Below are 25757 nucleotides of genomic sequence, written 5' to 3' on the forward strand. Positions count from 1 at the left end.
CTTCGCGGCGCGTCAGCGGCGTTGCAGTGGGGGTGTGGGGGTACTGCTGGGGCACAGGCAGGCTCCAAGAAAGACGGCGGACGGGGTGATCCCGTAAGAAGAGTCGGGGCCGCTCGGCGGGGTGCTCGAGCGGGAGAGGGAGAAGGCCGGTCGCGGGTCGCGGCAGGGAGGGGGGACACCGCCGTGACCCGCGGCCGGGGTCACATCGACGCGAGCATGTCCTTCATCTGGTTGATCTGCTCGGTCTGGCTCGACACGATCGACTTCGCCATCGCGACCGCGTCGGTGTTCTTGCCCTTGTCGACTTCGGTCCCCGCCATGTCGACGGCGCTGGTGTGGTGCTCGACCATCTGCTGCAGGAACAGTTTCCCGGCGTCCGCCGGGGAGGCGCTGTCGAGGGCGTCCATGTCGGAGTCGGACATCATCCCCGACATCGAGGAGTGGTCCATCCCCGACATGCCGGAGGCCTCGGTGGGCTCATCCCACTGCTTTAGCCAGCTGGTCAACGACGTGATCTCCGGGCCCTGTTCCGCCTTGATCTGCTTGGCGAGAGTGACGACGTCAGCGTCCACGTCGGAGCCCTTGGCGAGGAGCATGTCGCTCATCTCGACGGCCTGCTTGTGGTGCGGCAGCATCTGCTGCGCGAACATGACGTCTTGGTCGTTGTGCGCCGACGCCGCCGACGAGGACGACGAGGAGGAGTTGTCCGAGGAGCCGGCGTTGTTGGTGGAGCAGCCGGCGAGGGTGAGGCCGATGGTGAGGGCGGCGGCGGCCGCGAGGGTGCGCGTGATGGTGGTGTTCATGGATCCGTTCCCGTGAATGCGTCAGGTGTTCCGGGCAGGCGAATACCTGCCCGTGTTCTGGGCAGGCGGGAGCTTCCGAAGGGAGCGCTCCCGCCGGGGATGGATCAGATACGGATGATCTGCAGCGCCGTCAGTGATGGCGGCTTGGGTGCCGCGACGCGTCGTGCGACACGCTCCCCGAGGGCGAGGAGGCGTGCGAGGATGTAGAGGACTCCGTCGTTCCGGGCGCGCAGCAGCGCCCACGCGAACAGGGCGATCGTCAGCGCGCAGGCCATTCCCATCAGGGAGCACATGAGCGCGCACAGGCCGCCATCGCAGCCGGCGTCACTGAGTACGCTCATCACCGCGCCAGCCGGCGCGGCAGCGTGGCCATCGTGTCCGGCTGCGTCGCTGTGGGCGTGTTCGGCCGTCATGCTCGACGTGGCGGTCATGGCGTGCTCGCCGGTGGTCGCGTGGCCGAGCATGCTGTGCATCAGGACCGTGAACCCGACCAGCAGCAGCAACGCCAGCACCGCCGTGGCCTGCAGCAGCAGGCGGCGGCGCGTGGTGTTCGCGGTGGTGAGCATGCGGATCCGTACTGATGGCTGGTCGGGGTGCGGGTTCTATGGTGCAGGACGAGCGCTGAGAGGACAACCGCCCCGTCTGGTGGGCGGGGAGCTGGTTAGGCGCGCACGAGGCGGGCGATCGCGTCGGAGGCTTCCTTAAGCTTCACCGCGGCCGCGTTGCCGCCTTCGGCGACGGCGTCGGTGACGCAGTGCGCGAGGTGGTCATCCAGCAGGCCGAGCGCGACGGATTGCAGCGCCTTCGTCATCGCGGACACCTGGGTGAGGATGTCGATGCAGTACTGCTCCTCATCGACCATCCGCTGCAGGCCGCGGGCCTGCCCCTCGATGCGACGCAACCGTTTGAGGTAGTCGTCCTTCGCGGTGATGTACCCGTGGTGGTGCTCTGCTGCGGGCGCGGTGGTGTCGGTCATGGACGCTCCTCGGGGTTCACCGTTTACGGTAGCGGCGCTCATGACGCCGTGGACCAATCGAACGGGGCCGGCGCGATCGGGGTGCCGGACCCGCGGGTGATGACGATCGCGATGTCCTGCTGATCCTCGAGTCGCAGTTTTGGCAACGGTGTCGACGTCCGCTCACCGTCGACGAACACTGCGACTTGCCGGTCGTTCTTCCCGTCGACGTACCCGCCGACCTGCCCGTCGCGGAGGGCGACGTTCCACTCGGTGAAGAGCTGTCCGAGGGTGAATGGCTGCACCTTCGCGGATTCGACGTGCACGATGCCGGAGGTGTCGTGGGTGTGCAGTGCGGACATGCCGCCCTGCTGCACGTCGACGCCGATGTTCGCCGGCACCGCCACCGGCTTCCCGTCCACCGACACGGACAGGTGCTGATGGGTGTGCAGCGCCGCGCCTTCCATCCCGGCCACCTCGAGCCCGGCAGCCTTTGCCCGCGCCGCCGCATCCGCGGGGGCCAGCCACGGCGGGGCCGCCGTCACCCCGGACGCTGTCGGTGCCGTGTCGTCGCCACGGGTCAGGGCGGTGACCGTGATCGTGGTGACCGCGGCGAGGACGACGACCACGGCGGCGCCCAGCAGCCACCACCGGCGGGTGCGACTGCGCTGCTGTTCCGCTCTGCGGTCAGCGGCTTTCCGCCGCGCCTCTTCGCGCCGATCAGTTCTACTCGCCATCACGTCCTCTTTCCGGGTGCCGGTTCGGCGGATTGGGAACACATCCGCCCGACCGGCGTTACACTCGCTACAGTACCCCCCTAGGGTACCTGATGAACGTGAACGACGAAGGGATCACCACGATGAGCGAGCAGCTGACGAACACGTACGGCATCACGGGCATGACGTGCGGGCACTGCGTGATGAGCGTCAACGAGGAGCTCGCCGCCGTGCCGGGCGTCATGGACGTGACGATCGACCTCAATGTCGGCGGTGTCTCCACCGCCCGGGTGACCAGCACCCGCGACCTGCCGCAGGAGGAAGTCTCCGCCGCTGTGGAGGAGGCCGGCTACACGTTGGTCGCATCATGACAACGACCAGCACACCGCCGGTTGAGCTGACGATCGAGGGCATGACGTGCGCGTCGTGCGCGAACCGCATCGAGCGGAAGCTGAACAAGCTGCCCGGCGTGACCGCGAGCGTGAACTACGCCACGGAAAGCGCCTCCGTCACGTTGCCTGCGGACCTCGCCGTCGATGACGCGATCCGCACCGTTGAAACTGCCGGGTACGGCGCGCACCTGCCCGAACCGGCTGGTGGGGACACCGACGAGCTCGCGCCGCTGCGGCGGCGCCTGATCGTGTCCACGGTGCTCGCCGTGCCGGTGGTGGCGCTGTCGATGATCCCGGTGTTGCAGTTCCCGGGGTGGCAGTGGGCCGTCCTGGTGTTGGCGCTGCCGGTCGCCGGGTGGGGTGCGTGGCCGTTCCACCGTGCCGCCGCGATCAACGCCCGGCACGGGGCCGCGACGATGGACACCCTCGTCAGCGTCGGCGTCGCCGCCGCGACCGTGTGGTCCGTGTGGGCGCTCGTGTTCGGCGGCGCCGGGCACCTCGGGATGCGGATGGCGTTCTCCTGGTTCCCGCACCCGGGCGCGGCTCCGGAGCCGTACTTCGAAGTCGCTGCCGCGGTGACGGTGTTCCTTCTCGCAGGCCGGTACTTCGAGGCCCGCGCAAAGGACCGCTCCGGCGCCGCTCTGCAAGCACTCCTGGCGTTGGGCGCACCGACGGCCCGGGTGCTCCGGGACGGTGTCGAGACCGAGGTGCCGACCGCGGCACTGCAGGTTGGGGACCGGTTCGTGGTCCGTCCCGGTGGACGCATCGCCACCGACGGGACCATCGTCGATGGCACGAGCGCGATCGACACCAGCGTGATGACCGGTGAAGCGGTCCCCGTCGAGGTTGGACCCGGCGACACCGTCACCGGCGCGACCGTGAACGTTGGCGGCCGACTCATCGTCGAAGCCACCCGCGTCGGCCAGGACACGGAGCTTGCCCGCATCGGCCGGCTTGTCGTGTCCGCGCAGACCGGCAAGGCCGAGGTGCAGCGCCTCGCCGACCAGGTCTCCGCCGTGTTCGTCCCGATCGTCATGGGCCTGGCGGTGCTGACTCTCATCGGGTGGCTGCTACTCACCGGCGACGTGCAAGCCGCGTTCACCGCCGCTGTTGCGACCCTGGTGATCGCCTGCCCCTGCGCCCTGGGGCTGGCAACTCCGACCGCGCTGCTCGTGGGCACCGGACGGGGCTCCCAGCTCGGGATCCTCATCCGCGGACCCCAGGTCCTCGAGGCCACCCGCCGGATCGACACCGTCGTACTCGACAAGACCGGGACCGTCACCACCGGCAGGATGAGCGTCCACCGGGTCACCGCCGTCGGCGGGGAAACCGACACCCGGGTGCTCGCCCTCGCCGCCGCCGCGGAAGCAGGATCAGAACACCCGATCGCCCGCGCCATCACCGCCGCTGCCACCGACCATCCGACCGTGGACACGTTCCAGTCCACCGCCGGGCTTGGCGTCCAAGCCGTCGTCGACGGCACCCTCGTGCTGGTTGGCCGTCCCGCCTGGTTGACCAACCAGTGGGCCGTCACCATCCCGGAGGCGGTCACGGACGCGGTCCGGACTGCGGAACGTGGCGGCGCGACCGCGGTCGTTGTTGCGTGGGACGGCGCAGCCCGCGGCGTCATCAGCGTCGCGGATACCATCGCGCCGACCAGCCCGGACGCGATCCGACGCCTGCACGACATGGGGCTGCGCACGATCATGCTCACCGGTGACGCCGAAGACGTCGCTCGGACGGTCGCAGCCCAGGTTGGCATCGACGACGTCGAAGCTGAGGTGCGACCCGAAGACAAGTACCGGACCGTCATCCGGCTGCAGGAGCAGGGCCGGTCCGTGGCGATGATCGGCGACGGCGTCAACGACGCCGCCGCTCTCGCCGCCGCGGACCTCGGGATCGCGATGGGCAGCGGCACCGACGCGGCCATGGAAGCCGCCGACATCACCCTCATCCGCGCCGACCTGAGCGCCGCCGCGGACGCGATCGCGCTCGCCCGCCGCACCCTCGGCACGATCAAGGTGAACCTGTTTTGGGCCTTCGCCTACAACGTCGCCGCCATCCCGCTCGCGATGGTCGGCCTGCTGAACCCGATGATCGCCGGCGCCGCGATGGCACTGTCCTCCGTGTTCGTTGTCAGCAACAGCCTGCGGCTGCGCAGGTTCTAGCCCAGCTGACCGGCGGACACCGGGCCGCCGCCCGCCTACACTCGCCCGAAGTACCCCTCCGGGGTATGCAAAGCTGGAAAGGGGATCGAATGTCTGGGTACATCACCATCGGCATCGTGCTCGGCATCGCGCTCCTCGGCATCGCCGGTCTGGTGCTGCTGTCTCGAGCGACGGCGGTCGCTCCGGTCCGTAAGGACGTGCTGCCGTTCGGGTCCGGGTGGGATCTTCAGGAACATGCGCTCTCGCGCTTCCACACCCGCTGGTACCCGATGACGTTGGTGTTCCTCGCGTTCGACGTGGAGATGCTGTTCATGTACCCGTGGGCTGTGGTCGTCGCGCAGATGGGTGCAGAAGCGGTCATCGAAATGTTCGTCTTCCTCGGGGTGCTCCTGGCAGGTGTCGTCTGGGCCTGGCGGGAGGGCGCGTTCCGATGGGTGTGACCACCGGTCAGAACCGAATTCTCATGCATGTGCTCCTCGTCGAGGTCCCCGGGAACAGCGCGGTTCGAATGGGAGTGGAAGCAGCGATTGCGGCTGCCGGGCACGTCCTTGCCGTCCACCCGGCCGAGAGCGACGTCTTGCTCGTGTGCGGAACACCCGGACCAGAGCTGCATGCCGTCATCGACCGTGTGTGGGACCAGATGCCCTACCCGAAGCACCGGGCAATGCTCACCAGCCTCGAGGAGATCGGCACGGTTTTCACGACTTCGCAGGAAGCACTCGCGGACCGACGTGTACAGCGCTCCTCGGCCCGCGAGGACGCGATCGGCCACACCGATGGCCGGGACTCCGAGGAAGACGAACACCCGAACCATGAGCACTCGGGGAACACCGACGACGCCGGCGACGCCGATGAGTTGATGCAGGACCACAACATGACCATGGGCGGTCACGACCACATGTCGATGGATCACATGTCGATGAGCGGTCCGGGCGGCTACCCACTCGCCGACGGTGCGGATGACCGGGACGGGCTGGAGATGGACGTGCTGCACCGGCGACTCGGTCCGATCCTGCCGGTGTGGGCAGCTGGCGTCGTCCTGGACGTGACGCTCGCCGGCGACACCATCACCGACGCCTCTGCTTCGATCGTCGACGTCGACGTCGACGATCACGGGCGGGCGGAATCACAGAACGGGGCGGTCTTCGCGCTCGACCAGGCCGCCCAGGTGCTCACTCTCGCCGGATGGGGTACCGCTGCAGCCAGGACGCTCCGCGTGCGGGATCTTGCCGTGACCGGCCGTCTCAAGCAGGCGCGGGAGCGCATTCGGCCGCTGATCCGCCGGATCGAGCGATCCGTGCTGCTCCGCTGGTCTCTGCGCGGTCTCCAGGTTAGACCTGACGTTGACGTCCGCACGGTCCTCCTCGCTCGCCTCGAGCGCGCAGACGCCGCGCTCAACGGACGTTACTTCGAGCCGGAGCCGGTCACGTCGGTAGATGAGATCCCGGCCCTGGTCAAAGGACGCGACATTGGCAGCGCCCGCCTGGTCGTCGCCGCGCTCAGCGTGCACCCCAGCCGTCGCACGGACACCACCGATCAGGCCGGCACGACGAAACGGCACCAGCATGGTTGATGTCGGAAACGCCGTCTGGGCGCTCATCCTGCCCGGCGTCGTCCTCGTCCTCGCCATAGCGACAGCCAGCAGCAACGCCGTCCTGGCCGCACGGGACCGCGGGACACCGTTGCAGGCTGCGGTCCTCTCGCCGTTCCGGGAAACCGGCCGGCTCCTCCGTCAGCAACGTCGATCCGTGCTTGGTGCGGACTCCCTCCTGTGGCGGATCGGTGGGTCGGGGCTGATTGTCGCTGCGTTCCTCGCCGCCCTCGCCGTCCCCGTCGGCGCACTCGTACCGCTGGACATCCCAGTTGGTGTGGTGTGGTTCAACGCCGTCGACGTGTCCCTGTGGGCCTTGTGGTGGCTGCTCGGGTGGGGCGGCAACAGCGTGCACCCGCTGATCGGCGGGTATCGGTTCCTGGCGCAGGCTCTGGCGTACGAGATCCCGCTGATGTTCGCCCTGACCGCCCCCGCCATCGGTGCGCAAAGTCTCCGGCTGACGGACGTAGTCACGGCGCAGCAACCGATCTGGTTCGCCCTGACGATGCCGGTGGCGTTCATCGTCTACTGCGCCTCGGTGACTGCGTTCTCCGCGTGGGGTCCGTTCGCTCTTCCCGCCGGTACAGACATCGCCGGTGGTGTCGTCGGGGAACTCTCCGGCGTCGACCGGCTGCTCGTTCTCGCCGGCAGATGGTGTCTGCTCGTCGCGGGCGCCGCGTTCGCCGTGCCGATGTTCCTCGGCGGCGGGGCCGGTCCGTTGCTTCCGTCGGCGCTGTGGGTGCTGGTGAAGACGTGTGCGCTGCTCGCCGTGTTCCTGCTGCTCGGACGTGCGATGCCCGCGATCCGGCCGCAGCGGCTCGCGGAGCTGGGCTGGGTCCTTGTGTTGCCGTTGGTCCTGCTGCAGCTGCTGGTCACGTCGGTGCTGACCGTGATGGGAAAGGGATGACCGTGATGGCGACGATCATGTTCTGGGTCGCTGCGGTCGTCGCGGTGCTCGCCGCGGCCGCAGTGTTCCGGGTGAACTCGATGGCTCGAGCGACGTACGCGCTGGCGGTGTCGTTCATCGCCGTCGGTGTCGCCGTGCTGATGCTGCACCTGGACTTCATCGGGGTCATCACGATCCTGATGATGGTGATGGAGATGGCCGTGATGGCGGTGTTCATGGTCTCCTATATGGGCATGAATCCGGCGTTGATGCCGATGGACATGACCCACAGCAAACGCCCCGCGGCAGTGATCGCGGCCGCCGTGTTCGTCGGCCTCGCCGCAGCGGCGCTCCTCATCCCGTGGCCAGCCCGTGCCGGGACCGCGGCGGCGGACACCACCCGTGCCCTTGGCGAGGCGATCATGGGCTCGAAGATGCTGGTGATGCTGACGATCAGCCCGATCCTGTTCGCCACGATCATCGCCGCCCTCGTCCTGGCGAACCCGCGTGGCCGGTACGACCGGCTCGGGGACGACCTCCAGAATGCCCCCGCTGACCCGGAGCCGGGAGGTGTCGGACGATGACGCTGCAACTCGTTCTGCTCGTCGTTGCTGCGCTGTTCGCCATCGGACTGTACGGCGCGATCTCGCAGCAGGTGGTGGTGATGGTGATGATGGGCATCGAGGTGATGATCAACGCCGTCATCCTCGCCGCCGCCGCGTTCTGGTGGTACCTCGCACCGACCGTCGACGGGCAGGTGCTACTGCTGGTGATCATCGCGGCGATGACGATCGAGATGGCGATGGGTTTCGCCGTCGCCACGATCCTGCACCGTTCCCGGAACTCCGACATGACCGACTCCGCGACGGACCTCAGCCAGTGAGCGCCGCGCTGATCACCGCCATCATCCTGCCCGCCCTCGTCGGGGCAGCACTGGCGACTGCTGGACGCTTCGCCGAACGGATCGCCGTTCCCGTCAGCCTCGCCACGGCAGCGGTCATGGCGATTGCAGCGACCATCGCGGCCATCACGGGTGCGGAAGTGACCGGCGGAGTGCCGACGATGCTTGGGGCCTTCGGCTCGGATCTCCGCGTCGACGCGCTGGCCGCGGTCGTCCTGCCGACCGTGGCATGGATCGGATTCCTCGTCCTCGTGTTCGCGACTGCGGACCGGACCCGACCGGCGGCGCGGTTCCACGGGCTAATGCTGCTCTTCCTCGCCGCCGTCGTCGTTACCGTGACCGCAACCGGCCTGCCATTGCTCCTCGCCGCATGGGAGGTGATGGGCGCCACCTCCTACGCGCTCATCGGATTCCACTGGCAGGACCGGAACCGCGTCGCCGGTGGATTCACCGCGTTCACCGTCACCCGCGCCGGGGACCTCGGCATCTACCTTGCCGCGGGCGCAGTCGTCGCCGGCGGCGGCGCCTGGTCACTCACCGCACTGCAGTCGCTGCCGGGCCCCTGGGTGCACGTTGCTGCCGCAGGATTGCTCGCTGCCGGCTTCGGGAAGGCGGCGCAGCTGCCGTTCTCCTTCTGGATCTCCCGCGCCATGGAGGGCCCGAGCGCGGTGAGTGCGCTGCTGCACTCCGCAGCGATGGTCGCCATGGGCGGGTACCTGCTCCTCCGCGTCGAACCGCTCCTGAACGTGACCGGCTGGGCAGGTCCGACGGCGGCGTGGGTGGGCGTCACGACCGCGATCGTCCTCGGCGTCATCGCACTGTCGCAGCGGGACCTGAAGCAGGTGCTCGCCGCGTCGACGGCATCCCAGCTGGGATTCGTCGTCCTCGCCGCTGGCGTCGGCTCGTTCAGCGGCGGCACCGCGCAGCTCGTCGCACACGCTGCCACCAAAGCACTGCTGTTCCTCACCGCGGGCGCATGGCTGACGGCTACCGGGACGAAACAGTTCACCGGTCTCCGCGGCATCGCCGCCCGCTGGCCCGCGGTCGGCGTCCTCGCCACGGTCGGTGCGCTGTCGCTGGCCGGCCTGCCGCCGCTGTCGCTCTGGTACGCCAAGGACGTCGTCCTCGCCGCAGCGCTGGAGGAACAACCCTGGTTGTACGCGGCGGGCCTGGCCGGAGCGGCACTGGCAGCGGCCTACTCCGCCCGGATCATCGCGCTGCTGTGGCGGCGTGCCGGAACCCCGGAAGCGTCCTGGGACGACGAGGAACACGGCACCCGGCGGGTGCCACGCCTCGCGGTCGTCCCGATGGTGGTACTCGCTGTCGCGGCAGCCGGACTTGCGCTTCTCGGCACACCGCTGCTGCATCCGATGATCGCTCCGCTTTCCGGGACGGCGGTGTCGTGGCCGGAGCTCGCGGCGTCTGCGGCAATCGCGGTGGTCGTGGTCCTGTTGACCCTGTGGCGCACCCCCACAGTCCGAATTGGGATGCACTGGTTCGGGCTGGAGCGGACAGCCGTTGCAGTCATCGCCACGCCGACACTGCGACTCGCCGCCGTCCTCGCGCGTCTCGACGACCGCTACGGCGCGGCCGTTGATCGGTCGGGACCTGCGCTCGAGCAGACCGCCCGAGCCGTGCGCGCTCTTGATGAGCGTGGCCCCGCCGCCGTGACGGGGTGGATCGGTTCCGCCATCGCGGTCCTCGGCCGACTGGCTCGGCGACCGCAGACCGGCCAGGTGCACCACTACTACATCGGCGCGACCGTGACCGTCGCTGCCGCAGCTGTCCTGCTCTTGGTCGTGAGGTGATCGTGCTCAGTCTGATCGTGTTCCTTCCCGTTGTCGTCGCGGCGGTCCTCGCCCTGACGCGAGCAATGTCCGGACGGGCAGCCGCGTGGGTGTGGCTGATGACGAGCATCGTGGAGCTCGCCCTCGGGATCCTCGTGTCCATCCCCGGACCCAACGCGTCGGGGCTGCGCTGGGACGAGCGAATGGAGTGGATGCCGAGCGTCGGCACCAGCTACCACCTCGGCGTTGACGGTTTCTCCGCGCCGTTGCTGCTCCTGACCGACGTCGTGTTCCTCGTCTGCGCGGTCTGGGCCATGCGGGACACCGACCGGCCACGCCCGCAGGCTGCACTCTTCCTGTTCCTTCAGACCACGTGTCTTGGGGTGTTCGCCGCGCAGGACCTGCTGGTGTTCTTCGTGTTCTTCGACCTGTCGATTGTCGGTATGTACTTCGTGATCGCCGGGTGGGGACATGGCGACCATCAGCGGTCCGCGCTGCGGTTCTTCCTCTACACGTTCCTCGGATCCCTGGCGCTGCTGCTCGGCTTCATCGGCCTCTACCTCGGCTCCTCACCGCACACGTTCGACATGGTCGAGCTCACCCGGAACGGCTTCACCGGCACACCCCTGGCCGCCGGCGCCGTTCTCGCCGCGCTCGTCGTGGGTTTCGCCGTCAAGACCCCCACAGTCCCGTTCCACTCCTGGCTGCCACCAGCACATACCGACGCGCCCGCGATTGGCTCTGTCGTCCTCGCGAGCGTCCTGCTGAAGATGGGCACGTACGGGTTCCTCCGCATCGCGATGCCGATGCTCCCGGACGCGTGGCGGTCCTGGTCTTGGGTGATTGTCATTGTCGGCCTCGTGTCCGTGCTGTACGGAGCGCTCGTCGCGCTCGCACAGACGAACGTGAAGCGGTTGATCGCGTACACCTCGGTGAACCACATGGGCTATGTCGTGCTCGCCGTCGGGGCCGCGGGTCTGACCGGGTCATCCTCTGCGCAGGCGCAGCAGTTGGCGATCACCGGCGCGACCGTGCAGATGGTGTCGCACGGGCTCATCACCGGTGCACTGTTCCTCCTCGCGGGTGTCCTCCACGACCGGCGGGGCAGCTACGAGATCAGCGACTACAGCGGCCTCGCGAAGCCGGCCCCACGGTTCTCCGGACTGTTCGCCGCCGCCGCGTTCGCGTCGCTCGGGATCCCCGGCTTCAGCGGATTCATCGCTGAGTTCCAGATCTTCGCCGGCAGCATCGGTGCGACAGCGATCGCCGCGATCGCGCTGCCGGGGATCCTCATCACCGCAGCGCTGTTCCTCCGCACCGTGCAGAAGCTGCTCACCGGACCCACGGAACGCCTCGCCGATGGTTTCACCGACGTCACCGCTCGGGAGACCGTGACGGTCGGGGCGCTCCTGCTGCTCTCCCTGGCGGTCGGCGTGATACCCGGACCGTTGCTGCAGCTCATCGCTCCCGCCGCCCGACAGCTCGCCGCGCTGGTCGGAGGTCCCGCTTGAACATGGACTACGGCGCGCTCCTGCCGGAGATCATCCTGATGGGCGGCGCCATCGTCGCGCTCCTCAGTGGCAGCTTCCTGCCCCGACGCCGGCAGGCGCTCGTAACCTGGTTCGCGATCATCGTGGCGTGCGGCAGCGCCGTCACCGCTGCTCTGAGCACGGGGCCATCGACCGTCTTCAGTGACAGCTACGCACTCGACAACGCGACAACGACGATCAGGATCCTCGTACCGTTGGCGACCGCGGTCGTGATGCTCATCGGACGTCAGGAGTCCCGAGGTTCCGCTCGGGAGAGCGAGACCGCGTCGCTGCTGCTCCTGGCGGCACTCGGCACGGTCGTCCTCGCCGGCGCCAACGACCTGCTCATCGTCGCCACCGGGTTCCTCCTAGCGACCGTGCCGCTCTACGCGTTGATCGGACTGTCCCGATCCCCGAGGGCGGCTGAGGCGACAATGAAGACGTACCTGCTGGGCGCGATCTTCGGCGTCGTGATGCTCTTCGGCATCGCCGTCCTCGTCGGTGTCGCCGGCGGCAGCACCTACCCCGAGCTTCAACAGGCGCTGCCACACGTGCCGGTGACGGCGATCGCGCTCGGATTCATCGGTGTCCTCGCCGGCCTGCTGTTCAAAGCCGGAGCGGTCCCCGGACATTTCTGGGTTCCGGATGCAGCAGAGGGCGCCGGGCTCGGCATCGCCGCGTTCATCACCACCGTCCCCAAGATCGGGGCTCTGATCGCCTTGGCGCGCCTCGTCGACGTCATACCGAGCACCGTGAACGCGTCGCTGCTGGTCGGTGTGCTCGCCGCCGCAAGCATGATCCTCGGCACCCTCGCGGCATTCTGGCAACGCAGCGCCCCGCGGCTGCTCGGCTGGTCCACGGTTGGCCAGGTTGGGTTCCTACTGATGCCCGTCGCTGTGATCAGTGTCGAACCGTCGGCGCGCGCCGCCCTGCTCATGTACCTGGTGTTCTACGCCGTGACCAACCTGGCCCTCTTCGCCGCGATCGCCGCGCTCCCAGACCGCAGGACAATTCCCTCCTGGCGCGGAGCGGCACGGGAACATCCCGTCATCACCAGTGTCATCCTGGTCGGCCTGCTGAGCCTTGTCGGGACACCACCAACCGCCGTCTTCGTCGGCAAGCTCGCCGTGTTCACGGCCACCTGGCAGGGCGGGATGCCGTGGCTGGTGGTCATCGCCGCAGCCGTCTCAGTCGCATCGCTGTTCTACGCACTCCGCTGGGTGTCAACGGCCTTCCAGGCACCGGAGGAACCCCGATCTCGCCCCGCCGCAGTTCCGCTGCAAGCGGTCACCGCCGTAACGATCGGTGCACTGATCATCGTCGCCGTCGCCAGCAGTCCAGCCCTCTTGCAGTTGTGACTTGGCCGGTTCCCATTGGCATTGAGGCCTTCGACGCTGAGTCTCTCCACGGTTGCAGATGACGTTACTGCGGGATGATGTCGCAGACGCTGCGCTCCGTGCATGTGGTCGGATCTAAGGTCGAACTCGTTGTGATCATGGCGACGAGTTCCGTTTCGAGACGAGCGAGTTCCTGTTGGCGGGCTCTGACCGCTCCAAGCTTGCTGGTGAGAAGCGAAAGCACGTGCGAGCACGGTGCCTGCCCTTCCTGTCGGAGGGCGAGAACGCCGGCGATGTCAGACAGTGTTAGCCCAGCTGCTTGAGCGGCACGGATGAACCCGACCCGTGTAGTGACCTCATCCGTGTAGACCCGGTATCCGTTGCTCCCTCGACTCGGCACCGGAAGCAGCCCCTCGCGTTCGTAGAAGCGGATGGTTTGCGTGCTGACGCCGGTGGCGGCAGCGAGGTCTCCGATGCGCATGCTTCCATCACACCACTTGACCTTGTACCTCGCTGCAACGTTTACGGTCGGCGTATGGAGATCACGTTGCAGTATTTCGATGGATGCCCGAATTGGGGAACGGTCGCGGAGCGCCTCGCCGCGATCACCGCGGAACGACCCGAGGTCACGGTAAAGCGGCACCGCATCGAAACGCAGGAGGAAGCGGAATCGGTCGACTTCCGCGGGTCTCCTACTCTTCTGGCTGACGGGGCAGCACTGTTCCCTGCACCAGACGCTCCTCCTGGCCTGTCGTGCCGGGTGTATCTGACGCCCGAAGGCCTTGCCGGGTCCCCGACGACAGAGCAACTCCGGGATGCGATCGCGGACATCGAAGCAGGCACCCGATGAGCGACGTGTTCGACCTGCTGGTCATCGGCGCCGGAATGGCCGGCACGTCCGCAGCTAACAAGTGCGCGGCACAAGGGTGGCGGGTCGGCATCGTCGATGCTCTGCCCTACGGGGGCACGTGCGCTCTTCGCGGATGCGACCCGAAGAAGATCCTCCGCCGCGGAGCGGAAGTCATCGATGCCGCCCGACTGATGAACGGCACCGGTATTCAGGAAAACGGCCTCAGTGTCGACTGGGCAGCCTTGATGCAGAGAAAACGCGGCTTCACGGATGGGGTACCGAAGGGCATGGAAGACGAGCTCACCGGCAACGGCGCCACCACCTTCCACGGCCACGCTGAGTTCACCGGTCCGAACACCCTGAGCATCGACGGCACGACCCATCAGGCGGAAAGGTTCCTCATCGCCTCCGGCGCCACACCAAAGCCGTTGACGTTCCCCGGGGCGGAGCACCTGATCGACAGCACCCAGTTCCTCGATCTGGAGGAACTGCCCAAGCGGATCGTGTTCATTGGCGGCGGGTTCATCTCGTTTGAGTTCGCCCACATCGCCGCCCGAGCTGGTGCGCAGTGCACGATCGTCGACCACGGTCCTCGGCCGCTGCGCGAATTCGATCCCGACTTGGTGGGGCTGCTGGTGTCACGGAGCGAGCAGGCGGGCATCCGCATCCTGCGCGATACCCGCGTCTCCACGGTGGACGCCACTTCCACCGGACTGCAGATCGGCGTCGACAGTGACGGCATAGCAAAGCGCATCCATGCGGACCTCGTCGTCCACGGCGCCGGCCGCGTCCCGAATGTCGAGAGCCTGCGCCTGGACGCTGCCGGCATCGCCAGCGGTCCGCGTGGGGTCACGGTAGCTGGCCACCTGCAAAGCACCACCAACACCGCCGTGTACGCCGCCGGAGACGCCGCCGACACGGCCGGGCGCCCCCTGACCCCGGTGGCCGTGTTCGAAGGGAAAGTCGCCGCGTCGAACATGCTCAAGGGCACCACCACGGCACCTGACTACATCGGGGTCCCCACGACCATATTCACCATCCCGGAACTCAACCGCGTCGGCCTCCTCGAAGAAGAAGCGGCCCCGAGCCACGACATCGCCATCCGCTTCACCGACACCAGCGGCTGGTACTCCACCTACCGGGCGGCCGAAACCACTGCCGCGGCCAAGGTCATTATCGACACCCGCACCGACCAAATCCTCGGCGCACACCTCCTCGGCCCCGGCTACTCGGAACTGATCAACACTTTCGGCCTCGCCATCAAACTCGGGCTCACGACACGGCAACTCAGATCCGCCACCGCCACCTACCCCTCCCTCGGCTCCGACCTCGGGTCCCTGCTCTGAACTTGTCACATATACCTTCGTATTCGTTACGTCTGTTGCGCTCGCGCGGCGAGCCGGAGTGCTTGCACGGAACGGAAGTGTTGTTCCGAGCGGTGGCGGCCGTTGGCGGGAGACGGATGTGGTGCTGCGATGACCGGAAGGAGTCGGGGCTGCTCGTCCAGGGTGAGGTGTCGCATGACGCCGTCGAGGGCGACGGCCCCGTACGTGACGATCGCGGTGAGAGCGGGGAGGGCCGCGAGCAGTGTGGCGAGGGCATGCCGCCCCTCGTCGATGTCCGCGAGTCGCACGCGGTCGGGCAGTTCCCATGGGATGAGGTTCCAGCGGACGTACTCGCCGCGTGCGAGTCCGGACTCGATTCGGGCTGCTCGGAACGCGGCCGCGGTCGGGCCCGGGTTGTCCTCGCTGCAGATAGCTGCGTGCGCTGCGGCGATGGTCTGGGGGCCGGGCGACTGCATCAGGACCAGGACACGGCTGGATCTGCCGCCGGATCGTGGGTCGAAGCTCGGGACGAACCGTCGGCTGCCGTTGGGCGCGGTCCGCCACGTCTCCGCGAGACCGTTCAGCGATCGAACGTCAGCGAGTTTCTCGGGGGTGCTCATGCCGGGTGTGGCGGTGCCAACAGGGTGCCACGAATGACGGAGCCCTGGAAGGTGCGGATCGCGACGGTGATCCATGCGGCGACGAGGCCGGCGTAGTAGATGACGGCGAGGACGGCAACGACGGTCAGGCCTGAGTGCAGGGCGAGCCCGTTGAGTCCGGTGACGCAGGTGCCGACGGGGAACGTGAACGACCACCAGGTCAGGCTGAACGGCAGGTGTTCGCGGGCGGTCCGGACGGTGACGGCGAGGGCGATGACGGTCCACAGCAGCGCGAAGCCGAGCATCGCGAACCCGTACACCAACGCCACTACCAGGAGCGCTTGAGCGGTGGAGGCATCGACGACGGTGGGTGCGTTCGAGGCGAGGAGGTTCACCGCCGTGATCGACTGTCCGACGGGTCCGAGCACGATCCACAGGGTCGGCACCATGCCGGCGGCCCCGACCTTGTGTTGCGCGAGACGGTTCCAGATCAGCGTGATCACGACCAGCGACGTCACGAGACTGAGCCCGAAGAAGCCGTAGCACGACCACAGCAGCGTCTCCCGCGCCTGTCCGGCGGGAGCGTACGGCAGCAGCAGGGCGCCGGTGGAGGCGGACACCATCGGCGGGACGATGGGCATCAGCCAACCGCCGAACGCGGAGTCGGGCTTGTTCTCGTGGCGGGTGAACGCCAGGTACGGCACCAGGACTGCCGTGAGCAGTCCGCCGATGGTGCCGATGGTCCACAGGACCCAGTCGATGGTTACGGCGGCGGGCAGGCCGACCCAGTCCTTGCCGAGCAGGAGCGTCCCGGCGCCGACGGTGAGGAACGCCATCGGTGGTGCGCCGTAGAAGTGCGAGATCACCGGGTTGAGGTGGTGCCCGGCTGCGGTGCTCCGGTAGCGGATCCAGTGCAGCACCGTCGCGACCGTGAGGGCGACGAGGAGCACCGCGGCGATCGCCCACACGAGCGTCGCCGCGATGCGCAGACCGGGGAACTGCAGCGGCAGTGACGCAGCTGCGACGGCGACGATCCCCGTGCCCATGATCGACGCGAACCAGTTCGGTGTGAGGTTCGACACGATCAGGCCTGGCCGCTCCAGATCGCGGAACAACGCCGTCTGCGGCCGTTGGGGCAGCTGGCTACCGTTCGCGGGTGCAGGATCGGTGCGGAGCGTTGTCATGGGCCAAGCCTGCGCGAATCCTGCCTCTGGCAGTACCGGGAACCTCTTGGCGGGGCACAATCGTTGGTTGTGGCACTACGGCGACTCACGGACCGAACGCTCGACCTCGACACACTCGACGTGCTCGCGCGCGTCGCCGAGACCGGCTCCCTCTCCGCTGCCGCTGGAGCGCTCGGCGTCACGCAACAGGCGGTGTCTGCTCGGATCCGGGTCGCCGAGCGCATGGTCGGTCACTTGTTAGTGCACCGCTTGACCACGGGGTCGGTGCTGACCGAGACCGGTCGTCTGGTCGTCGGGCTGGCCGGACCGGTCCTCGACGCGTCTCGCCACCTCGAGGCAGGAGTGGCTGCGCTGCGGGCTCCCACGGGTTCGCTCGTCGTCGCAGCGTCACAGACGATCGCGGAGCTGCTGCTGCCGGGCTGGCTGCTCGAATTCCGACGCCGTGAACCAGACGTAGAGGTGCGTCTTATCGCGGGCAACTCCGCATCGGTGACGGACCTCGTGCAGTCGGGTGGCGCGAACCTCGGGTTCACGGAAACCCCGGTGACGGCGGCCGGTGTGTCCGCGCAGGTGATCGCGGACGATGAGCTCGCGGTCGTCGTTGCGCCGGACCATCCCTGGGCTCGGTCGACCGGGATCACTGCGGAGGTCCTGGCGGCGACGGCTCTGCTCCTGCGAGAAGAAGGTTCCGGGACTCGCGCGACCCTCGCCGCATGGCTCAGGGCAGCTGGTTTGGACATGTCGGTTCCGGCCGCGGTGCTGGAGACCACGAGCATCATCCGGGCGAACGCGCAGGCTGGAATTGCACCGGCGGTGATGAGCCTTCGCACGGTCGCCGCCGACATCAACGATGGGACGCTGGTGCGGGTCCCGCTCTCTGGGCCGCCACTTGCCCGGCCGTTGCGGGCGATCTGGTCGGGAGAGCCCCAGCCAGCTGGTTCTGCTTTCCTGCGCGTCGCCCACGAGGTGGCCGGTCGGGGTCAGCGCAGCCCGTAGGACAGCTCCGGATTGTTCTCCGCGATCTCGGTGAGCCGGTTGTACTTCGCGACGCGTTCTCCGCGGGCGGATGCGCCGGACTTGATCTGTCCGGTTCCGGTGCCGACGACGAGGTCCGCGATGAACGTGTCGCTGGTCTCCCCGGACCGGTGCGACACCATGCTCCGCATCCCGAGCGAGCGTGCGACGCCGATCGCGTCGAGGGTCTGGGAGACGGTGCCGATCTGGTTCGGCTTGATGAGCGCCGCGTTCGAGAGCCCGTCCTTGCCGCCGTCGCGGATGCGCTGCGGATCGGTGACGTAGAGATCATCGCCGACGATCTGAAGCTTGTCGCCGAGCGCGAACGACATCGCCTTCCAGCCGCCGTGGTCATCTTCGGAGAAGCCGTCTTCGATGCTCCGGATCGGATACCGGCTGATGAGGCCGCGGTAGTAGTCAACCATGCCTGCGCGGTCGAGCCGGCGGTCCACGACCCGGTAGCTACCGTCACCGAGCGCGAACTCGTTCGCCGCCGGGTCGAGTGCGATCGCGACGGTGTCGACTCCGGGCTCGTAGCCAGCGGCACTGATCGCGGCGACGAGGAGGTCGAGGGCCTCCTCGGGCGCGGCGATCGATGGGGCGAAGCCGCCTTCGTCACCGAGACCGAGACTGCCGAACCGTTCCCGGACCAGTGCCGCCAGTGCGTGGTAGACGTCCGACCCGATCCGAACCGCGTCGGTCATGGTCTCGGCGTTCACCGGGGCGATCATGAACTCCTGGAAGTCGAGCGCGTTCGCTGCGTGTGCTCCGCCGTTGAGCACGTTGAAGTGCGGGACGGGCAGGCGGGGCGTGCTGCCGGTGACGTCTGCGATCCACCGCCAGAGCGGCAGCTCCGCTGCGGCGGCGAGAGCGCGTGCCATCGCGATCGAGGTCGCGACGACACTGTTCGCGCCGAGCCGGCGGTAATTCGGGGTGCCGTCGAGGGCGGCGAGGGCGGCGTCGACTTGCCCGATCGAGGTCCACGACTGGCCGGTGATCATCGGTGCGACGTCCGTCGTGATGAGGTGCAGTGCCTGGCTCACGTCGCGGCCGCCGTAGCTGCTGCCGCCGTCGCGGAGCTCGACGGCCTCATGCGCGCCAGTGGATGCGCCTGCGGGGGCGTCACCGGTGACGACGGTGCCGTCCTCGAGCTCGAGACGCACCTGGATCGTTGGGTAGCCGCGGGAGTCGAGGATCCGGGAGCCGTGCAGACTGCTGATGGTGACGGGGCGGCTGGTGTGGGTCACGTACTCGCCCTGATGGTGAATGGTGTGGTGGACGTTGCTGATGTAGTCGTTCATGGCGGTTGTCGCCTTTCGGGTTGGTCGTGCGGGTGTGGGCCGCGGGGAGGCGGAGGGACGACCTCCTGGCGATCACTGGGCGCCAGTTGCCTCCCCACGGCGGTTCAGGGCGCGCACTGGATGGTGCGCGGGTGCGCGGGTGCCGGTCAGGGGTGCGGGGTGAACCGTTCCTGTGCGGAGCGGATGATGGCTTCGGCGTCGACACGGTTCGCCCACCCGTTGGTGGTGACGTGCTTGCCGTGCTCGATCTCCTTGTAGTGGGCGAAGAAGTGCTCGATCTCCGCCAGGACCGGCTCGGCGACGTCGGTGATGTCCTGGACGTGGTCGAAGCGGACGTCTCCGGCGGGGACGGTGAGGATCTTGTCATCGCCGCCGTTCTCGTCGACCATGCGGAGCATCCCGACCGGGCGGACGTCGATGACGACGCCGGGGAACGTGGGCCGGGGCAGCAGCACGAGCGCGTCGAGGGGGTCGCCGTCATCGCCGAGAGTGTCGTCGATCGAGCCGTAGTCCTGCGGGAACACCATGCTGGTGAACACCGCCCGGTCCAGGCGGATCCGTTCGGTGGTGTGGTCGACCTCGTACTTGTTGCCGCTGCCGCGGGGGATCTCGATCGTGATGTCGAAGTGCATGAGCTGTTCTTCTCCCAGTCGGATGGTCAAGTGAGGGTGCCGAGGGTGACGCCCCCGGCGGCTGCGGCGACGGAGACGACGAGCATCCCGAGCCCGTTCACGGCAGCCGCGGTGGTGCGGCCGGTGCGTGCGAGGCGGACGGTCTCGAAGCTGGCGGTGCTGAACGTGGTGTAGCCACCCATGAGCCCTGTTCCGAGCACCGCGACGGGGGTAGCGCCGAGGTGACCGGCGGCGCCGGTGATCAAGCCCAGCAGGAACGAGCCGGTGATGTTGATCGTCAGCGTCCCGACCGGGAGCCGGAACTGCCGACCCCGGTTGATCGCACCATCCACGAAGAACCGTGCGGCCGCGCCGACACCGCCAGCGACAGCGACGCTGAGGAAGGCCAGGGCGCTCATGATGTGGCTCCGTTCGGTCGGACCAAGCCCGCGATCGCGAGGCCGCTACCGGTGGCGATCGCGCCGGCGAGGACCGTCAGGAGCCCGTACCCGGTGCCGGCCAACCCGCGGCCGGTGAGGAACAACACCGCGGTGCTGGTCGCGAGGGTGCTGTAGGTGGTGAACCCGCCGAGGACACCGGTTCCCAGAAGCAGGCGCAGTGTCCGGCGGCGACCCTCGTCAGGTCCGCGATGCGCGAGGTGTTCCAGCAGCACACCGAGGAGGAGCGCGCCGGCGATGTTGATCCAGAAGATCGCCCAGGACACTCCGTGCTGAGCGGGGAACGCGGTGCTGAGTCCGTCGCGTGCGGCGGTACCGATGGCGCCGCCGAGTGCGACGACACCGAGGTACCGCCACCGCAGATGCACTGGCCGGGCGATACGTTCCGGGTCATTGGCGTCAATGTCCGGGTCTGGCGGGAGCTGCCCATCGGGCAGGTCCGTGTCCGTTCGGGAGGTCATGTTCCACCTTCCGCAGCGACCGCTGCCGCTGCTGCTCGTGCTGCCGGATGCAGGTACTCCCCACCCCGCGGACAGAACCCACCGTCGCCGTCGAACCGGTAGATCAGGGGTTCGCCCGTGGGGAGGTTCAGGTCCGCGAGCTCACCGTCAGTCAGGCCGTCCATGCAGGCACACAGTGCCCGCAGCGAGTTGCCGTGCGCGACGACGAGCACTGTCTGCCCGTCGCGGAGTGCCGGGGTGATGCGGTCCGACAGGACGGGTTGGACCCGGCGGATGACGTCGGAGAGTGTTTCGGTTCGACGAACTGCCGCCCACGGCAGTCCACGAAGCGCCGGCGTCCGCCGGAGCGCCAGCCACGCGCGGATCGACATGCGTGGCGGCCGACCCGTGCGGGTCCGGCGAACAGCGAAGAACTGCTCCGCCCCCAACGCCGCTTGCGCATTCTGCTTGGACATGCCGGTGAGGGCGCCGTAGTTCCGCTCGTTCAACCGCCACGTCGACTCGATCGGCGCATCACGTCCGACGACGTCGGTGACGAGCTCCGCCGTGTGGAACGCCCGCTCGAGCGTCGACGTGAGCACGAGGTCCGGACTGAAGCCGGCGCGGAGCAGCAGCGACCCTGCCCGGGTCGCTTCGGCGACACCTCGTTCGGTCAGCGCGACGTCCCGCAACCCGGTGAAGGTGCCGGCAGCGTTTGCGGTGCTCTGCCCGTGGCGGAGCAGAACAAGCTGGCCGGTCACGGGGTGGCCCAGGGCAATGGGGCGTCGAACCCGACCGGATCAACCGGCACCACGAGCACCGGACGGTGCTGTTGATGGGTCAGCCGTACCGCGACCGACCCCGTGAAGAACTCCGCGATTCGACCCGCTCCCGTCCTGGCCCCGACGACCAGCATCGCCGCGTCGCGGTCTTCGGCCACCTGCGACAGTGCCCGGCTCGGATCCCCGACACCCGGGACGAACGTGACGTCGACGCCGTAGGTCGTTGCGGCAGCACGTACTGCCGCCTTGTCACTGTCCGACAAGCCCTGCGGTGTCGTGTCAGCGGTGTCAGGGTCGATCGGTTCCACCATCACCGACCCGTCCGAGCGCGTACCGGCATCGAAGAGCGATGCATCCACGCTGACGCACACCAGCGTCGTACCGAAGCGCCGCGCTATAGACGACGCAACCTCGATGACCCCCGGAGCGAGGCCGGGCAGGACGCCGACGACGACCGGTCCGGAACCGATTGGTGCTGTCATGACACTCCCTACCTCAGGCGCGCAGAAGCGCGCCCAGCTGAGATAGGGACTGTTGTCGACAACTGTCGAGGTTGGGTCCGGCAAGCCCCACTACCGGGTCCGAAGACACCACCAGTATGCACCCGAACCCCAAGTCACGCGGGCCGTCTCGCGCACCCGCGACGTCCCGACACCGAAGGAAGCGATTCCGACGACACGGAGCGAAGCTGCCCACAGTGAGCTGCCGTTCAGAACCGCCTGTCTCGTAGCGAAACTCAGTTCCGAAATCTGCGTCCGCTCCGACCCCTATTTGGTCGAGTTTCGCTACATCCTTCACACGGGTCACGTCTTCCGATAGGCGCGTGCGTCCGCACTGATCAGGACACGTCGCCGGGCGATCCGGCGGTGGCAGGTCAGCTACGGGACAAGCGAAGCTACCCACACCGGGAGATATCGTCAGCACGGTGAGCGCCGCATCATTACCCCCGGGAGCACTGGCCTCGTGACGGCTTGAACCTCTCCTAACGTGAGCGAAGGCCCGGCCGTCGGTGCCGCTTGCCGCACCGACCGAATCTGACGTGCTCGAGGTGATCTTGAACACCGCACTCGGCACCTTTCCGCTCTGCGCCGGCACCTGGTTGTTGGCCCCTCGCACTCCCGAACGCGAAGCGCGGCCGGTAGGGGACCTCGGGGGCGAGTCAGCCGAGATCAACGTCCGTATACCCAGACGGGATGCTCATTTCCGCCTTTGAGTAAGGCGAGTAGGGCGTGTACGGCGTGTACGGCGTGTAGGGGGTGTAAGGGGTGTAGTACGACGGTGGAGTCGTCCTCTTCAGAAGTCGGTCTCCAACGAGCGTGCCGAGGTAGTTCATCGCCGCGACTCCGCAGACGTCGTCGTTGTCCCACGCCAGCCAGCCGAGCCACTCTGCTTCAGGGCTCCACAAATGAATGTCGGACTCGCTCGTCCGGAAGGCGATCCAGCGACCGTGCGAGTCAAAGTAGTAGAGCGTCATCTGGTTCTCCCTCAGGGCTGACTAGCAGTGCGGACAAACTAGCCGCGACCCCCGACGTCGACGTCACCCCGATCGCAGGCGCCCGACTCGAGTCGCCCTGGTCTGAGGCGTACCTCTGTCGCACCTTGGTCGTCCGAGACCTTTGGCACTGCACGCAGGCACACGAACTCCGAGCGGCGAACGAAGGTCTTGCTGACCCGCCGTCGAGGTAGCCCGTCCGTACTGCCAAACATCGTGTCCACGTCCGTATTTCAGACACGTTAAGTGGCAGTCGGACAAGTTAGCTGGCGGACGACAAAAGACCGCTACTGCGGCATGTCCACGAACCTCGAGAACATCCCGTGGAACGCCACCGTGATGGTGTCCGTCGGTCCGTTTCGGTGCTTCGCCACGATGAGGTCCGCCTCACCCTGCCGCGGGTTGTCCTTCTCGTACGCCGACTCTCGGTGCAGCAGGATGACCATGTCGGCGTCCTGCTCGATCGAGCCGGACTCACGCAGGTCGGAGATCATCGGCTTCTTGTCGGCCCGCTGCTCGGGGCCACGGTTCAGCTGCGACAGCGCCACGACGGGGACCTGCAGTTCCTTCGCCATGAGCTTGAGCGCACGCGAGAACTCGGAGACCTCTTGCTGGCGACTCTCGACCTTCTTGCCCGAGGTCATCAGCTGCAGGTAGTCGATGACGACCATGCGGAGGTTGTGCTGCTGCTTGAGGCGGCGGCACTTCGCCCGGATCTCGACGAGGGTCATGTTGGGGGAGTCGTCGATGAAGAACGGGGCGTCGTTGATGCGCCCGCGGGTCTGCGCGATCGTCGTCCAGTCGCGGGAGTCGACGGTGCCCTTGCGCATGTTCTGCAGCGGCACGCTGGACTCGGCGGAGAGCAGTCGCATGGCGATCTCGGCGCGACCCATCTCGAGTGAGAAGAACGCGGCGGTCTGGTTGTGCTTGACGGCGGCGGCGCGGCAGAGGTCGAGCGCGAGCGTCGACTTCCCGAGTGCGGGCCGGGCGGCGATGATGATGAGCTGCCCGGGGTGGAAGCCGTTGGTGAGTCCGTCGAGCTGCGCGAACCCGGTCGGCACACCGGTCATCTGCCCGTCGCGGCCCTTCGCGGCCTCGATCTCGTCAAGCGCGGCGGAGATGGCGTCGGTCAGGGGGACGTAGTCCTCGGTCTGCACACCCCCGGCGACGTTGTAGACCTCGGCCTGGGCACTGTTGACGAGGTCGGTGACCTCACCCTCGGACGCGTAGCCCATCTGCACGATGCGGGTACCGGCGTCGACGAGGCGGCGGAGCACGGCCTTCTCGGCGACGATCGCGGCGTAGTAGCCGGCGTTCGCTGCGGTCGGCACCATGCTCGTCACGCTGTGCAGGTACTCGGCGCCACCGGCACGGGAGAGGAGGCCGGTCTTGGTGAGCTCGTCGGTGACGGCGATGACGTCGGTCGGCTCACCGTGCGAGTACAGCGAGAGGATCGCGTCGAAGATGACCTCGTGCTTGGGGATGTAGAAGTCCACGCCGCGAGCGGTCTCGATCACGTCCGCGACGGCGTCCTTCGACAGCAGCATGCCGCCGATCGTGGACTGCTCGGCGAGGAGGTCGTGCGGCGGGGTGCGTTCCATCCCACCGCGCTCGCCCATGTCGCGGGGGGACGGATCGAGGTGCGCGATCGACACACGGACTCCTTGCGTTGGAACGGGCGCGGGACGAGCCCGCTCCGGTAGTTCTACCCCTGGCGACCGACATCGCCGAGTCGCTGGGCCAAGGTACGGGGACAGAGTTATCCCCAGCAAACGGCCCTGTGGATAACTCTGTGGAGAGTCTGCGGAACACGCCGGGATGCTGTGTGGACAACTGTGGATGGGGGTGTGGACAAGTCGCATGGGGAACACACTTTCGACCGCTTGACCTGGGGTTTCCTGTTTCACACCATGTGTGGAGAAGTGGGGTTCAAGTACGCCTTGAAGGTTCCGATTTGACACGTTTCCCCTGTGTAAAAAGAGTTGACAAACGCGAACCTGAGGACAACTTTCCCAAGCGGCTCCCAGCAAGCGGCGACCCCTTCTGGAACGTAACCACTCAGCCCAGCGCACCACGCGCCTCCAGGCCGGGAGATGTGCCGGACACCTGCAGAACGCGACGACGGGCGGGCCTCCCGGAGGAGACCCGCCCGTCGTGAGCGGAACGCAGCTGCCTTACTTGGCGGCGACGACCTGGAGCGAGATCACTGCGGTGATGTCCTCGCGCAGACGCACGGTGGCCTCGTGGTCACCGACGGTCTTGATGGTCGCGGGGACCTCGACCTTGCGCTTGTCGAGCGAGCCGACGCCCTGCGCCTGGACGGCGTCAGCGACGTCGCCCGGGCGGACGGAGCCGAACAGACGACCGTCCTTGCCGGCCTTGACGGTCAGCTTGATGGTCGCGTTCTCGAGCTTCATCTTGAGGTCCTGGGCCTCTTCGATGGTGGCGAGCTCGCGAGCGGCACGGGCCGCACGGATCGACTCGACCTGCTTCTCGCCGCCCTTGGACCACGCGACAGCGAAGCCCTGGGGGATGAGGTAGTTGCGGGCGTAGCCGTTCTTGACGTCGACGACGTCACCGGCGGAACCGAGGCCGGAGACCTCGTGGGTGAGGATGAGCTTCGACATGTGTCGACC

29 protein-coding genes are annotated in these 25757 nt (G+C 67.7%); 13 read left to right on the top strand and 16 right to left on the bottom strand.

Translation table 11 applies throughout. The features are described from left to right. Positions 1 to 200: 200 nt before the first annotated feature. From BLT36_RS02730 to BLT36_RS02745, 4 genes are all read right to left on the bottom strand, one after another. Positions 201 to 803, bottom strand: a complete 603-nt coding sequence (locus tag BLT36_RS02730) for a DUF305 domain-containing protein (RefSeq protein WP_092091726.1) — start codon at positions 801 to 803, stop codon at positions 201 to 203. 104 nt (positions 804 to 907) lie between these two features. Next, a complete protein-coding gene (locus BLT36_RS02735) occupies positions 908 to 1369 on the bottom strand; it encodes a hypothetical protein (protein WP_092091728.1) in 462 nt (153 codons plus the stop codon). 95 nt (positions 1370 to 1464) lie between these two features. Continuing rightward, positions 1465 to 1779, bottom strand: a complete 315-nt coding sequence (locus BLT36_RS02740) for a metal-sensitive transcriptional regulator (protein WP_092091730.1) — start codon at positions 1777 to 1779, stop codon at positions 1465 to 1467. 38 nt (positions 1780 to 1817) lie between these two features. Continuing rightward, complete coding sequence (locus BLT36_RS02745; RefSeq protein ID WP_139166336.1) at positions 1818 to 2495, bottom strand: hypothetical protein; 678 nt, start codon at positions 2493 to 2495, stop codon at positions 1818 to 1820. A gap of 92 nt (positions 2496 to 2587) precedes the next feature. On the opposite strand from BLT36_RS02745, the gene BLT36_RS02750 reads away from it, so the two are divergent. The 10 genes from BLT36_RS02750 (at position 2588) to BLT36_RS02795 (ending at position 13086) form a co-directional block, all read left to right on the top strand. After that, positions 2588 to 2845, top strand: coding sequence for a heavy-metal-associated domain-containing protein (locus BLT36_RS02750; RefSeq protein ID WP_254787289.1), 258 nt, complete (start codon positions 2588 to 2590; stop codon positions 2843 to 2845). Then, positions 2842 to 5034, top strand: a complete 2193-nt coding sequence (locus BLT36_RS02755) for a heavy metal translocating P-type ATPase (protein ID WP_092091734.1) — start codon at positions 2842 to 2844, stop codon at positions 5032 to 5034. Before BLT36_RS02750 ends, BLT36_RS02755 begins: the two co-directional genes overlap by 4 nt. Positions 5035 to 5123: 89 nt before the next feature. Next, entirely contained in the window at positions 5124 to 5474 is a 351-nt protein-coding gene (locus tag BLT36_RS02760; RefSeq protein ID WP_092091736.1) for an NADH-quinone oxidoreductase subunit A, read from the top strand. Next, positions 5465 to 6607 (top strand): hypothetical protein, encoded by a 1143-nt coding sequence (locus BLT36_RS02765; protein WP_139166337.1) that lies wholly within the window; start codon positions 5465 to 5467, stop codon positions 6605 to 6607. Before BLT36_RS02760 ends, BLT36_RS02765 begins: the two co-directional genes overlap by 10 nt. Beyond that, entirely contained in the window at positions 6600 to 7532 is a 933-nt protein-coding gene (locus BLT36_RS02770; RefSeq protein WP_092091740.1) for an NADH-quinone oxidoreductase subunit H, read from the top strand. Before BLT36_RS02765 ends, BLT36_RS02770 begins: the two co-directional genes overlap by 8 nt. Positions 7533 to 7537: 5 nt before the next feature. Then, positions 7538 to 8095 carry an NADH-quinone oxidoreductase subunit J gene (locus BLT36_RS02775; protein ID WP_254787290.1) on the top strand — a complete coding sequence of 186 codons (558 nt, stop codon included), beginning with the start codon at positions 7538 to 7540 and terminating at the stop codon, positions 8093 to 8095. Then, positions 8092 to 8394 (top strand): NADH-quinone oxidoreductase subunit NuoK, encoded by a 303-nt coding sequence (gene nuoK / locus BLT36_RS02780; RefSeq protein ID WP_092091742.1) that lies wholly within the window; start codon positions 8092 to 8094, stop codon positions 8392 to 8394. The genes BLT36_RS02775 and nuoK overlap by 4 nt, the downstream gene beginning before the upstream one ends. Next, positions 8391 to 10220, top strand: coding sequence for a proton-conducting transporter transmembrane domain-containing protein (locus BLT36_RS02785; RefSeq protein ID WP_092091744.1), 1830 nt, complete (start codon positions 8391 to 8393; stop codon positions 10218 to 10220). Before nuoK ends, BLT36_RS02785 begins: the two co-directional genes overlap by 4 nt. Before the next feature lie 17 nt (positions 10221 to 10237). Further along, entirely contained in the window at positions 10238 to 11710 is a 1473-nt protein-coding gene (locus BLT36_RS02790; RefSeq protein ID WP_254787492.1) for a complex I subunit 4 family protein, read from the top strand. A gap of 2 nt (positions 11711 to 11712) precedes the next feature. Continuing rightward, positions 11713 to 13086, top strand: coding sequence for an NADH-quinone oxidoreductase subunit N (locus BLT36_RS02795; protein WP_092091746.1), 1374 nt, complete (start codon positions 11713 to 11715; stop codon positions 13084 to 13086). Between the two features lie 64 nt (positions 13087 to 13150). Here BLT36_RS02795 and BLT36_RS02800 read toward each other — a convergent pair whose 3' ends face one another. Beyond that, positions 13151 to 13546, bottom strand: coding sequence for a heavy metal-responsive transcriptional regulator (locus tag BLT36_RS02800; protein ID WP_092091748.1), 396 nt, complete (start codon positions 13544 to 13546; stop codon positions 13151 to 13153). A 54-nt stretch (positions 13547 to 13600) separates the two neighbouring features. On the opposite strand from BLT36_RS02800, the gene BLT36_RS02805 reads away from it, so the two are divergent. Together BLT36_RS02805 and BLT36_RS02810 are read left to right on the top strand one after the other, a co-directional pair. Next, on the top strand, positions 13601 to 13915 hold the full coding sequence (locus BLT36_RS02805) for a thioredoxin family protein (protein WP_092091750.1): 315 nt from the start codon (positions 13601 to 13603) through the stop codon (positions 13913 to 13915). After that, positions 13912 to 15261: a dihydrolipoyl dehydrogenase family protein gene (locus BLT36_RS02810; RefSeq protein ID WP_092091752.1), complete on the top strand. Its 1350-nt coding sequence runs from the start codon at positions 13912 to 13914 to the stop codon at positions 15259 to 15261. The genes BLT36_RS02805 and BLT36_RS02810 overlap by 4 nt, the downstream gene beginning before the upstream one ends. Before the next feature lie 26 nt (positions 15262 to 15287). Here BLT36_RS02810 and BLT36_RS02815 read toward each other — a convergent pair whose 3' ends face one another. Together BLT36_RS02815 and BLT36_RS02820 are read right to left on the bottom strand one after the other, a co-directional pair. Beyond that, complete coding sequence (locus BLT36_RS02815; protein ID WP_254787291.1) at positions 15288 to 15716, bottom strand: uracil-DNA glycosylase family protein; 429 nt, start codon at positions 15714 to 15716, stop codon at positions 15288 to 15290. Between the two features lie 140 nt (positions 15717 to 15856). Then, entirely contained in the window at positions 15857 to 17023 is a 1167-nt protein-coding gene (locus BLT36_RS02820; protein ID WP_254787293.1) for a TDT family transporter, read from the bottom strand. A 69-nt stretch (positions 17024 to 17092) separates the two neighbouring features. Here BLT36_RS02820 and BLT36_RS02825 point away from each other — a divergent pair, with 69 nt between their 5' ends. Further along, positions 17093 to 18019, top strand: coding sequence for a LysR family transcriptional regulator (locus tag BLT36_RS02825; RefSeq protein ID WP_092091756.1), 927 nt, complete (start codon positions 17093 to 17095; stop codon positions 18017 to 18019). On the opposite strand, the gene eno is transcribed toward BLT36_RS02825, so the two are convergent. The 9 genes from eno to rplI all read right to left on the bottom strand — a co-directional run bounded on the left by eno (position 18004) and on the right by rplI (position 25748). Beyond that, positions 18004 to 19338 carry a phosphopyruvate hydratase gene (gene eno / locus BLT36_RS02830; protein ID WP_092091758.1) on the bottom strand — a complete coding sequence of 445 codons (1335 nt, stop codon included), beginning with the start codon at positions 19336 to 19338 and terminating at the stop codon, positions 18004 to 18006. The two genes, BLT36_RS02825 and eno, sit on opposite strands and share 16 nt — an antisense overlap. Before the next feature lie 146 nt (positions 19339 to 19484). Next, positions 19485 to 19970, bottom strand: coding sequence for an inorganic diphosphatase (locus BLT36_RS02835; protein ID WP_092091760.1), 486 nt, complete (start codon positions 19968 to 19970; stop codon positions 19485 to 19487). A gap of 26 nt (positions 19971 to 19996) precedes the next feature. Next, entirely contained in the window at positions 19997 to 20368 is a 372-nt protein-coding gene (locus BLT36_RS02840) for a fluoride efflux transporter FluC (RefSeq protein WP_055960823.1), read from the bottom strand. Beyond that, positions 20365 to 20775, bottom strand: coding sequence for a CrcB family protein (locus tag BLT36_RS02845; RefSeq protein ID WP_092091762.1), 411 nt, complete (start codon positions 20773 to 20775; stop codon positions 20365 to 20367). The genes BLT36_RS02840 and BLT36_RS02845 overlap by 4 nt, the downstream gene beginning before the upstream one ends. Positions 20776 to 20864: 89 nt before the next feature. Beyond that, positions 20865 to 21608 carry a 2,3-bisphosphoglycerate-dependent phosphoglycerate mutase gene (locus tag BLT36_RS02850; RefSeq protein ID WP_092091764.1) on the bottom strand — a complete coding sequence of 248 codons (744 nt, stop codon included), beginning with the start codon at positions 21606 to 21608 and terminating at the stop codon, positions 20865 to 20867. Beyond that, on the bottom strand, positions 21605 to 22195 hold the full coding sequence (locus BLT36_RS02855; RefSeq protein ID WP_254787296.1) for a universal stress protein: 591 nt from the start codon (positions 22193 to 22195) through the stop codon (positions 21605 to 21607). Before BLT36_RS02855 ends, BLT36_RS02850 begins: the two co-directional genes overlap by 4 nt. A 593-nt stretch (positions 22196 to 22788) precedes the next feature. Further along, the gene (locus BLT36_RS02860) at positions 22789 to 23103 is read right to left on the bottom strand and encodes a hypothetical protein (RefSeq protein ID WP_092091768.1); all 315 of its coding nucleotides are present in this window, start codon (positions 23101 to 23103) and stop codon (positions 22789 to 22791) included. 305 nt (positions 23104 to 23408) lie between these two features. Next, on the bottom strand, positions 23409 to 24776 hold the full coding sequence (gene dnaB, locus BLT36_RS02865; protein ID WP_092091770.1) for a replicative DNA helicase: 1368 nt from the start codon (positions 24774 to 24776) through the stop codon (positions 23409 to 23411). Between the two features lie 519 nt (positions 24777 to 25295). Further along, on the bottom strand, positions 25296 to 25748 hold the full coding sequence (gene rplI / locus BLT36_RS02870) for a 50S ribosomal protein L9 (RefSeq protein WP_069712629.1): 453 nt from the start codon (positions 25746 to 25748) through the stop codon (positions 25296 to 25298). Positions 25749 to 25757: the final 9 nt, after the last annotated feature.

It is taken from the genome of Curtobacterium sp. UNCCL20, from assembly GCF_900101675.1.
In the GTDB taxonomy this organism is placed as follows: Bacteria; Actinomycetota; Actinomycetes; order Actinomycetales; family Microbacteriaceae; genus Curtobacterium.